The sequence below is a fragment of the Rhizobium sp. RCC_161_2 genome (assembly GCF_041355235.1).
Lineage (GTDB): Bacteria > Pseudomonadota > Alphaproteobacteria > Rhizobiales > Rhizobiaceae > Rhizobium.
The window spans coordinates 34317-44292 of the sequence record NZ_JBFUPL010000008.1 but is presented as its reverse complement, the minus strand read 5'-3'; the positions used below and the strand labels follow the sequence as shown (position 1 = coordinate 44292).

The window sequence follows — 9976 nt, the reverse complement described above, 5'->3', positions numbered from 1 at the left end:
ATTTATGCTTTCTGAATTTGTACATCTCAGTACTGGCCCGCCAACGAATCATGAAGAACAGATGAATATAAATTCAATGTACCGTCTGTCTCGGGGAAGAACATGTCGCAAGCCCTGAGTAATCTTATGAAGCAACTTTCGCTTGCCGATCAGTTAATAGAAATTCATGGAAATTGCAGAATGGACGTGGGAGGCGCCACGAGCAAGATGCGCTACATCGAGCGGGAGTAGTACTAACTATAGCGGCGTGGCAAGCCTACATCGAAAAGTTGGTCGGCGAGGCACTGGACATCATCGATGGGGAAATGCGCTCACCGCAATTAGACAGTCCACAGTGGGCGATCCACACATTCCAGCTTAGACGTACCGCTATCCTGAATGCAGTTAAGAAGTTTAATACCCCGGACGACGACAAGGTCAGAGACTTGCTTCTGGAGGCATTCGGTTTCAACCGGTGGGCTAGCTGGGAGTGGCGAGTGGGGCCAAGGCAAGGGACGGTAGCCGAGACACGGCGCCGGACAAATACGTGGGTCCTAGTTAGGCACTCAATAGCCCATGGGTTCAATCTTCCTAGCGACATCGATTGGCTTCAAGGAGGTAACGGGCAAGCGCGCCTTACGCTTGGGCTGCTTATGGAATGCCGAAAGCATTTCGTCTTCCTGGCAGCGAAGACAGATGCGGCATTTGCTGCCCATCTGACAGCCGCTCACAGTATAGCTAGCCCTTGGTAATCAATAGCGATTGAGGAACGCCCACATGTCGATTGAGTTTCCCTTGGCGATTTTGAAGTCTCTTTGGACCCGGCGAACGGATGGGGTCTGGGCAATATCCGACATGAAGGGACTAACGCTGCGATCGGAGTCTGGACACGATGATCGCTATTTTCTTTTGCGCGGTGACCTCGAATTGATGACCAATCGTCCAAATGGCAAGTTCGCGGACGTTCTATCTCTTTTCGGCGCCACCGACTATTTGATGCAGCAGAGCATCGTACCCGTCGTGGCTTGGCTTGAAGGGGAAACAGCGATCAGATGTATAGGTACCGCATCGATTATTAGTTGTACTGGTTATGTGATCACGGCAGGACACGTCCTGCTTGACCCGCTAGAATCCGGGTATGGCGCCACGCGTAACGGAGGAAAGGTCGAACATCGCGAGGACCTGAACTTCGGCCTTATGATTCCTTACATGGCACCAGCGGGCGGCATCTACTTCGCGAAGGCATTTCGGTTCTTTCCCTTCGAGAAAATGTGGGCGTGGGGCGAATGGAAACAAAGTCCACTGCTTCATGAAGATGATCGCTGGGAATATCTAACTGATGTAGCCGTTTGTAAAATTCCAGAAATGCCGAACGGGCAAGCACATCAACCATTGAACATGTCGCTCAATCCGTTCGTTCCGGGCGAAGAAGCATACTCGCTAGGTTATGCAGAAATGCCGGACATTCAAATCAACCCAGAGACAGGTGGTATCTCGGATAGTGCTTTTCGACTGAACACCTATGTTACTGCTGGAAACATCCTCAACACTTTTCCACAAAATCACGTTGCTAGAGAGGTTTCAACACCCGGCCCTTGTTTCGACTTCAATGCGCGTGTTCCTGGAAAAATGAGCGGCGCACCAGTCTTCGGAGCGCAGGGAGCCGTAATTCGAGGTGTCGTCAGCCGTAGCTTTTCGGGCGAAGAGCACGCTTTTGGTTCAATGCTCGGCCCAGCCATGGAACTTCCCCTACACGAACCAGAGCTTAGAGGGCGCTCGCTACGTACATTGCTTGAACACGGCAATGAGGGCATGACGCTGGTTCATGGAGTGGGCCTTTAATAAGCCAGCGTTCGCTTTTTTTGAAGGGTGTTCCAGATGCGACTTATGGCTGCAAAAACGACCAGCTTGACGCCTCAAATATCGAATTGTGGAGGGAAATTTCAATTTTCCTCCAGGCCAACCACTTTGTTGGCGACCTAATCTGGCGGTTGGCTCGCTCTCGTCCGGTTCTGACTTCGTAGAAATTGAAGCCGACCGTCGGTTCTCGGCCCCAAAGCAGTCATGATAGCGATTGCCTTTGAAAATCCCAAACACCACCCCACCCCATCTTGCCCCATCCTCCATTCCCTCTATGCTGCCCCCAACATCCAGGGAGGCTGTATCCATGATCCTGCATTGCGTTTTCTTGCGGCTGAAATCCGCCATGACACAGGATGAAAAGAAAGCGCTTTTCGAATCCGTGGCCGCCTTGCAGCAGGTCATTCCCGGCATCGTCGATATTAAATACGGACCGAATGTCTCGCCTGAGGGGCTGCATGGCGGTTTTGTCGATGGGTTTGCGGTGACGTTTGAAAGTGCCGAGGCGCGGGATGTCTATCTGGTGCATCCAGAGCATGTCGCCGTTGGCGAGCGCATCGTCTCGTCGACCGATGGCGGCCTTGCCGGGCTGCTGGTCTTCGATCTTAATCTCTGATTAGAACAGACCGCGGGGAGAGTGCCCGCGGCCATATGCAAGGCAATAGCATATGAACTGAAATCGTAGCCGCCTTCTTCTCCCCAACGGGGAGAAGGTGCCCGACAGGGTGGATGAGGGGGCGAGGAGCAAAGCGACGAGAGCCTTGAGCGGCAAGCGAAAGGCAATCCTTCCTATGCCGCGCCACCCCCTCATCCGACCCTTCGGGCCACCTTCTCCCCGCTGGGGAGAAGGAGTTTTCGGTGCTCATCCGCCCCATATGCGATGGCCCTACGGCCTTATCCGTCCGGCTGCCTCAGCTCGATTTCGCCATCGCGGCGGCGAGTTGGTCTACGTTATAACGGAACATTTTTTCATATGTCGGAGCCGGGCCATTGGCCTTGGAGAGGGATTCGACATAGAGCTCGCCGCCCGGCTCGGCGCCGGTGGCCTTGGCAACCTGCTTGACCAGGCGCGGATCGTTGGAGTTTTCGAAGAAATAGGTCTTCACATGCTCGGTCTTGATCTGCTCGATCAGCTTGGCGACGGCGGCGGCCGAGGCTTCGGTTTCCGTCGAGACGCCAAGCGGCGACAGGAAGCTGACATTGTATTCGCGGCCGAAATAGCCGAAGGCGTCGTGGCTGGTGAGCACCTTGCGGCGGTCGTCCGCGATCTTGTCGAACTTGCCGTGGGCATAGGCGTCCAGTTCGGTCAGTGTCTTGGTGTAGCGCTCGGCATTGGCCTTGAAATCTGCGGCGTCGGCCGGGTCGGCTGCGGACAGTGCCTTTTCGATGTTGGCGACCCAGATCTTCACATTGACCGGGCTGTTCCACACATGCGGATCGGTGATCGTCTTGCCGTCATCAACCATGGTGCGGGCGTTGATGCCTTCCGAAGCCACGACCGGCGTGCCCTTGTAGCCCGACGCGCTGATCAGCCTGTCCATCCAGCCTTCCAGGCCTTCGCCGCTGACGAAGGTGACCTTCGCGGCGTTGAGCTTCTTGGCGTCGGCCGGCGACGGCTCGAATTCATGGGGGTCGCCGTTCGGGCCGACGAGGCTCGACACCTTCACATGGTCGCCGCCGACCTGCTTGACGACGTCGGCAAGCACGGTGAAGGAGGCGACGACGTTCAGCGTTTCGGCGGAGGCCGGGGCCGCAACGCCGAAGGCGACGAAGGCAGCCGCCGCGGTGGAGAGAAGCAGTCTGTGTTTGCTCATGAATGTCTCCTTGATCAAGATTAGCCCCTGAGATGGGGACGGGGGATGAACCGGCGGGCGATGCCCGACGGTGCGAAGAGAATGGAAAAGCCGTAGATGATGCTCGCCGTGATGATGATGGTCGGGCCGGAGGCGAATTCGAGATGGTAGGAGGCGATGAGGCCGATATAGCCCGAGGCCGCCGCCGTTGCCGTTGCGATCGCCATCATCGCCGGCAGGCTGCGCGACCAGAGCTGCGCGATCGCCGCCGGCAGCATCATCAGCCCCACGGCCATCAGCGTGCCGAGCGCCTGGAAGCTGGCGACGAGATTGAGCACGACGAGCAGCAGGAAGAGGAAATGATAGACCGGCCCGCGCCCGCCGACGGCGCGCAGAAAACCGGGATCGAAGCACTCCATCACCAGCGGCCGATAGATGACCGCGAGCATCAGCAGCGTTACCGTGGTGATCGCGCCGATCTGATAGAGGGCAGGGGCGTCGATGGCGAGGATGGTGCCGAAAAGCACATGCAGCAGATCGATATTGGAGCCGCGCAGAGAGACGATGAGCACGCCGAGCGCCAGCGAGGTCAGATAGAAGCTGGCGAAACTCGCATCCTCCTGCAGCACCGTCATGCGGCTGACAAGCCCGGAGAGCAGCGCCACCGACAGGCCCGCCACCAGCCCGCCAAGCCCCATCGCCGTCAACGACAGCGACCCGGCGATCAGATAGCCGATGGCCGCCCCCGGCAGCACCGCATGGCTCATCGCATCGCCCATCAGGCTCATGCGCCGCAGCATCAGGAAGACGCCGATCGGGCCGGAGCCGAGGCCGAGGCACAGGCAGGCGATGAGCGCGCGCCGCATGAAGCCGTAATCGGCAAAGGGCGCCAGGAAAATATCATAGGCCGTCATTCGGCCGGCTCCCGCTTCGCCAGTTGGTGGCCGGCATGATCCGGCTCGGGCGAGCAGCTTTCGGCGTCTTCGTCCCAGCTTTCGGCCATGGCTCGCGCCCGGATGAGGTTGGCGGGGCTCATCACATCCTGGGTCCGACCCCAGCCGACCAGCTCGCGGGCGATCAGCAGCGTCTCGGGGAAATGCGCCCGCACCTGATCAAAATCATGCAGCACGGCAATGACCGTGCGCCCGTCGCCATGCCAGCGCAGCACGATATCGAGCAGATCACGCGTCGTGCGCTGGTCGATAGCGGTGAAGGGTTCGTCGAGCAGGATGACGCGGGCGTCCTGCAGCAGCAGCCGGGCGAAAAGCACCCGCTGGAACTGCCCGGCCGAGAGCGAACCGATATGCCGGCGCTCGAAGCCGGAAAGGCCAACGGCCGCCAGCGCATCACGCGCCCGCTCGGCGTCCTCGCGCGAGAAACGGCCAAAAGCGCCGGAATTCTTCCAGGCGCCGAGCATGATCGTATCGGCAACCGAGATCGGAAAGCGGCGGTTGATGTCGGCCGCCTGCGGCAGATAGCCGAAATCATTGCGCGTCAGCTGGCCACGATCGATCGAGCCCTCAGCGACTCGAAGCTCGCCGATGATCGCCTTCAAAAGCGTCGACTTGCCCGCCCCATTCGGCCCGGCAATCGCCGTCAGGCTGCCCGCCTGGAACGCGCCGGAGACATGATGCACGGCCGGATGGCGCTCATAGGTGACGGTGAGATTGTCAAGGCGGATCAGAGCACTCATGCCAGGGCCACCGCCCAGCCGATGACCGCCCAGAGAGCCGCAACGCCGACCGCGACAAAGACCAGGCGCGTCAAGACGGAGCGCCCGATCAGGGAGGCGGTGAAGGGATCGTTGCTGAAGGGCATGCGGCGTTCTCTTAATGTAATAACGTTACGTGTTGTAATGGGGAGAATGCGGCGGAAAAGAGGCGGGGTATGGATTGATGGGTGTTGAGCACTGGCAATTGGCGCCCTGTGCCAATAATGCTATAAATGGCGCATTATCTGTTATTGGTCGGGCTGACCAGGTCCAAAGGAGAGAAGCTCATGAATGTCTCTATCGGCGAACGCTGGGAAAAATTCGTAGAAAAGACGGTGGAAGAGGGACGTTACAGCTCGGCCAGCGAGGTCGTGCGCGAAGGTCTGCGGCTCGTGGAGGAGCGTGAAGCGAAAATTGCATCGCTGCGGCGGACTCTGGAGGCGTCGATTGCCCGGGGTGGCGATATATCAGACGAAGAACTTGGTGCCGCTTTGGAAGCTAAGGCTGCTGAACTGGCCAAGGAAGGCTATTGAGTGGCTCGGCTTCGTTATACAGCCGATGCTCAAAACGATATCCTCGATATTCTCGAATTTATAGCGCGCCAAAGTGGCAGTCAGAAAGTCGCTTTGAAATTCACTGGGCAGCTGCGTCGCAAGTGCGCGGATCTTGCGGCTTTGCCAGCTCAAATGGGCCGCATGCGACCGGAACTGAGAGACGATATGCGCAGCTTTGCATTTCGTGGCTACGTAATCTTCTTCCGCTATGTCGATGATGTTTTCGAGGTTTTGAATGTGCTCGAAGGACATCGCGATTTCGACACCCATTTTAACGAAGAGGAATGAAGCGGGACGCCTCTGAGGCGCCCCGCTTCTTCTATCTGGATAATCCTTAAAGCTGCTCGATCATCGCGGCCGCCGCCGAAACCGTGGCCTGGCCGGGGCTTTCCTCGATGTTGAGCGACTTGACCACGCCGTTTTCCACCAGCATGGAGTAGCGCTTGGAGCGCACGCCGAGGCCGCCGGCGGAGAGGTCGACGTCAAGGCCGACGGCCTTGGCGAAGGAGCCGTCCCAGTCGGCGAGGAAGTGGATCTTGCCCATTCCGCCGGAGGATTGCGCCCAGGCGCCCATGACGTGCCAGTCGTTGACGGAGATCACGGCGATATCGTCGACGCCCTTGGCGAGGATGGCGTCACGATTTTCCAGGTAGCCCGGCAGGTGGTTCAGCGAGCAAGTGGGCGTGAAGGCGCCGGGAACGGCGAAAAGCACGACGCGCTTGCCGGCAAAAAGCTGGTCCGTGGTGATCTCGACCGGGCCGTCGGCGGTCTTTTCCTTGAAGGTGGCGGCAGGCAGCTTGTCGCCGATAGCGATGGTCATGGCTCTCTCCTTGGGTCGCGATTGTGGGGCGGCGAGACTGCCGCTCCGAATTTGGATGTCGGGCCAAACTATAGATCCGGCCTATTCGAACGCAAGCGTGGTTTCCATGGCGCGTGCGCCGTCGATGACGAGAATGCCCCAGTTCTTGCCCTTGACGTCATAATTTTTCGGCAGTTTGCCGATGGCGATATCGGTCGCAAAGGTCTTGCCGTCGCGCTTGCCATTGGCCTGTTTGAAAAAGACGTAACCGGCCGGCCCGCTCACATAGATCAGCGGCGCCTCTCCGGTTGTCTCGGGCAATGTCAGACGCAGCGAAAGTGTCTTCGCATCGGCCGAAAGACCATGGTTTTCGACGGCAAAGTCCGGGCCGGTGGCCTGCGGCAGCGACGCGTCGGCCGCATCGAGCAAAGCCTGTTCATGCGGCGTGGACTGACCGGTGGGCGACAGGGGCAGTGAAAGCGCGGCCTGGAACGGAATGCAGATATCCTTGCAGAGGCCGATGAAGGCCGTGAGCTCAAGCTTTGCCGGTTGCTTGCCCTCGACACGGAAATCCAGTGGAAATGTCACCGGCGCATCATAGCCGATCTCCTGGATCGCGCCGACGCTGATCGGCTTCGGCACGGGAAACCCCATCTTCGTAAGCGTCACGCCACCGTCCGGTACCGGACTGACTTGCGGTGGAATTCCACTCTCGCCAGGCTCGCGCCAATAGGTGATCCAGCCGGGCGCCGGCTCGATCTGTAACGCGGCGCGAATATGACCTTGCGCGTCCGGCGCCAGCGCCACCAGTCGCATGCGGCCGCCCTGATTGTCGGCCCAGTCGCTCATGGCAGCATGGGCCGGGGAAGAGGCCAGTATCGCCGCCGCGAGCACGCCCATCGGCATTCCCAGCAGACAGGTTAAAGAGAGTTTTTTCGACATGAAGCAAGGGTTTACCGGATGGCGCTCCGCTGTGCCAGAACGGCGGAGAAAAGAAATGATCATTTTCAGTTGATTGATTTATGACATTGCCCCATCTTTCTTCTGAGGGGCGCAGTTGCGGGCTGCAGTCAGGAGGCGCGATGTCCCTATCGACGTTGAAGAATAGACGCGAAAGAGGTTTGCTCGACGGCCAGTTCCTGATTGCCATGCCCGGCATGGAAGATCGGAATTTCAACCGTACGGTGATCTATATCTGTGCTCATTCCGATGCCGGCGCCATGGGCTTCGTCATCAACCGTGCGCAGAACCTGACCTTTACCGACGTGCTGCTGCATCTGGATATGATCAAGGACGATGATGCCATTGTCCTGCCACCGGTCGCGCGGGATTTCCCGATCCAGACCGGCGGGCCGGTCGAAAGCGGCCGGGGCTTCGTCCTTCATTCCGACGACTATCTGAGCGACGGCAGCATCCCGGTCAGCGATGACATCAGCCTGACGGCGACGCTGGATATCGTGCGCGCCATTTCCAAGGGAAGCGGGCCGAAGCGGGCCACCATGCTGCTCGGCTATGCCGGCTGGGGGGCGGGCCAGTTGGAAGCGGAGATCGGCAGCAACGGCTGGCTGAATTGCCCGGCCAATGAAGAGTTGATTTTCGACCGCAGCCTTGACGATAAATATGAGCGCGCTCTGGCTCTGATGGGCATCAACGCCGCCATGTTGTCGCCGCATGCGGGGCACGCGTAATCTATTCACACGGAACGAAACACTGCCCGTGACGTTTCCTCCTGACAGCACCGGCAACTCCGCTGGTGCCGAATGAGGAGGTGCTCGACATGGGCAGCATGAGTGACAAGATTTCCGGCAAGGTCAATGAAGTCGCCGGCAAGGCCAAGCAGGCCGTCGGCAAGGCCACCGATGACAAGCGGATGCGCGCCGAAGGCGCAGCCCAGGAAACCAAGGGCAAGGTGCAATCGGCTGTCGGCAAGGCCAAGGATAAGGTCAAGGGCGCGGTCGACCGGATGTAATCCGTCTGGCGATTAAGCAACAGCTTATTAATCGCCGCGCTATTTGATAGACTGCTGCATAAGCGGCAAAGCAAGAGCCTGTCACGACATCGCGGCAGGCTCTTCTATGTCCGTCACGGCTTAATTACGGGGGCTTTCCATGCGGCTTTTTGCCTGCGACCATTGCGGCCAGCCGGTGCATTTCGATAACAGGCAATGCATACGCTGTGGCCATCAGCTCGGCTTTGTTCCCGAGCTTCTGGCGATCTATGCGCTGGAGGCCGGCGATGGAGAGAATTGGCGCGTGGTTGCCGAGCCGGATCGCATGGTGCGTTTCTGTGCCAATGCCGAGCTCGATATCTGCAACTGGCTTGTGGATGCGGCGGATCCGGAACCTTTCTGCCTGGCGTGTCGCCATAATCGGTTGGTACCGAACACCGATACGCAACAGGGTATCGATCGCTGGCGGCGGATCGGCCAGGCTGAGCGGCATCTGTTCTATTCGCTCTTGCGCTGGAACCTGCCGCATCCCGATCGCAAACAGGATCCGCAGGGCGGACTGGTCTTCGACTTCCTTGAGGATAAGGTGCAGGCCGGCTATGTCGTGCCGGCGAGGACCGGCCATGAGGAAGGGCTGATCGCCATCCGCGCCGCCGAGGCCGATGACGTGACGCGCGAGCAGGCGCGCACCTCGATGAACGAGCCTTACCGCACGCTGCTCGGCCACTTCCGCCACGAGACCGGCCATTTCATCTGGAACAAGCTGATCCGAGACCGCAATCAGTTCGACGCCTTCCGCGCCGTCTTCGGCGACGAGCGGGTGGATTACGGCGCGGCCCTGCAGCAGCATTATGACAGCGGCCCACCGCCGAACTGGCAGGACAATTTCATTAGCGCCTATGCCAGCGCTCATCCCTGGGAAGATTTCGCCGAATGTTTCGCGCACTATCTCCATATCGTCGACACGCTGGAGACCGCCCGCTCTTTCGGCCTGGCAGTTGATCCCTTCGGCTATCACGAGATGGCGGCCGAGGTAGATTTCAATCCCTATCGGGCCGAAAGCGCCGAACAACTGGTCAGCGCCTGGATCCCCTTGAGCGTCGCCATCAATGCCATCCAGCGCAGCATGGGCCAGCCGGATGCCTATCCCTTTATCCTGTCGTCGCCGGTGGTGACGAAGCTGGAATATATCCGGCAGGTGATTGGTTGGGCGTAAGTACAATATCCTGTTAGGATAGGAGGCGGCCGCAAATTCGGGGCCCTATCTCGCCCTTGGCGGGCGAGAAAGCAATTTCACTGGTTTAGGAATTGCGACACCGAGGTCTTAGCATA

At 59.0% G+C, this 9976-nt stretch carries 14 protein-coding genes; 8 read left to right on the top strand and 6 right to left on the bottom strand.

Features of this window, described 5'->3' with window-relative positions; all coding sequences use genetic code 11:
- The first annotated feature begins 173 nt into the window (after window positions 1–173).
- From AB6803_RS20315 to AB6803_RS20305, 3 genes are all read left to right on the top strand, one after another.
- The gene (locus AB6803_RS20315; RefSeq protein WP_371110587.1) at window positions 174–731 is read left to right on the top strand and encodes a HEPN domain-containing protein; all 558 of its coding nucleotides are present in this window, start codon (window positions 174–176) and stop codon (window positions 729–731) included.
- A 25-nt stretch (window positions 732–756) separates the two neighbouring features.
- Window positions 757–1821 carry a trypsin-like peptidase domain-containing protein gene (locus AB6803_RS20310; protein WP_371110586.1) on the top strand — a complete coding sequence of 355 codons (1065 nt, stop codon included), beginning with the start codon at window positions 757–759 and terminating at the stop codon, window positions 1819–1821.
- A gap of 325 nt (window positions 1822–2146) precedes the next feature.
- Entirely contained in the window at window positions 2147–2455 is a 309-nt protein-coding gene (locus AB6803_RS20305; protein WP_371110585.1) for a Dabb family protein, read from the top strand.
- A gap of 295 nt (window positions 2456–2750) precedes the next feature.
- Here the strand turns inward: AB6803_RS20305 and AB6803_RS20300 are convergent, their stop codons facing one another.
- From AB6803_RS20300 to AB6803_RS20285, 4 genes are read right to left on the bottom strand one after another with little or no spacing between them, the layout of a single operon-like run.
- Window positions 2751–3653 (bottom strand): metal ABC transporter solute-binding protein, Zn/Mn family, encoded by a 903-nt coding sequence (locus AB6803_RS20300; RefSeq protein ID WP_371110584.1) that lies wholly within the window; start codon window positions 3651–3653, stop codon window positions 2751–2753.
- A gap of 20 nt (window positions 3654–3673) precedes the next feature.
- Entirely contained in the window at window positions 3674–4546 is an 873-nt protein-coding gene (locus AB6803_RS20295; protein WP_113136992.1) for a metal ABC transporter permease, read from the bottom strand.
- A complete protein-coding gene (locus AB6803_RS20290) occupies window positions 4543–5325 on the bottom strand; it encodes a metal ABC transporter ATP-binding protein (RefSeq protein ID WP_371110583.1) in 783 nt (260 codons plus the stop codon). Before AB6803_RS20290 ends, AB6803_RS20295 begins: the two co-directional genes overlap by 4 nt.
- Window positions 5322–5450, bottom strand: coding sequence for a hypothetical protein (locus tag AB6803_RS20285; RefSeq protein ID WP_371110582.1), 129 nt, complete (start codon window positions 5448–5450; stop codon window positions 5322–5324). The genes AB6803_RS20290 and AB6803_RS20285 overlap by 4 nt, the downstream gene beginning before the upstream one ends.
- Window positions 5451–5630: 180 nt before the next feature.
- On the opposite strand from AB6803_RS20285, the gene AB6803_RS20280 reads away from it, so the two are divergent.
- Together AB6803_RS20280 and AB6803_RS20275 are read left to right on the top strand one after the other, a co-directional pair.
- Window positions 5631–5876 (top strand): type II toxin-antitoxin system ParD family antitoxin, encoded by a 246-nt coding sequence (locus tag AB6803_RS20280; RefSeq protein ID WP_371110581.1) that lies wholly within the window; start codon window positions 5631–5633, stop codon window positions 5874–5876.
- Window positions 5877–6185 (top strand): type II toxin-antitoxin system RelE/ParE family toxin, encoded by a 309-nt coding sequence (locus tag AB6803_RS20275; RefSeq protein ID WP_371110580.1) that lies wholly within the window; start codon window positions 5877–5879, stop codon window positions 6183–6185. It begins immediately after the preceding gene.
- Window positions 6186–6231: 46 nt separating this feature from the next.
- Here the strand turns inward: AB6803_RS20275 and AB6803_RS20270 are convergent, their stop codons facing one another.
- Entirely contained in the window at window positions 6232–6717 is a 486-nt protein-coding gene (locus AB6803_RS20270) for a peroxiredoxin (protein ID WP_371110579.1), read from the bottom strand.
- An 81-nt stretch (window positions 6718–6798) separates the two neighbouring features.
- On the bottom strand, window positions 6799–7596 hold the full coding sequence (locus AB6803_RS20265; RefSeq protein WP_371110578.1) for a protein-disulfide reductase DsbD domain-containing protein: 798 nt from the start codon (window positions 7594–7596) through the stop codon (window positions 6799–6801).
- Window positions 7597–7778: 182 nt separating this feature from the next.
- Between AB6803_RS20265 and AB6803_RS20260 the strand changes: the two genes are divergently transcribed.
- The 3 genes from AB6803_RS20260 (at window position 7779) to AB6803_RS20250 (ending at window position 9860) form a co-directional block, all read left to right on the top strand.
- Window positions 7779–8384: a YqgE/AlgH family protein gene (locus AB6803_RS20260; protein WP_371110577.1), complete on the top strand. Its 606-nt coding sequence runs from the start codon at window positions 7779–7781 to the stop codon at window positions 8382–8384.
- Between the two features lie 89 nt (window positions 8385–8473).
- Window positions 8474–8665 (top strand): CsbD family protein, encoded by a 192-nt coding sequence (locus AB6803_RS20255; RefSeq protein WP_007693878.1) that lies wholly within the window; start codon window positions 8474–8476, stop codon window positions 8663–8665.
- A gap of 139 nt (window positions 8666–8804) precedes the next feature.
- Window positions 8805–9860 carry a putative zinc-binding metallopeptidase gene (locus tag AB6803_RS20250; RefSeq protein ID WP_371110576.1) on the top strand — a complete coding sequence of 352 codons (1056 nt, stop codon included), beginning with the start codon at window positions 8805–8807 and terminating at the stop codon, window positions 9858–9860.
- The last annotated feature ends 116 nt before the right edge of the window (window positions 9861–9976 follow it).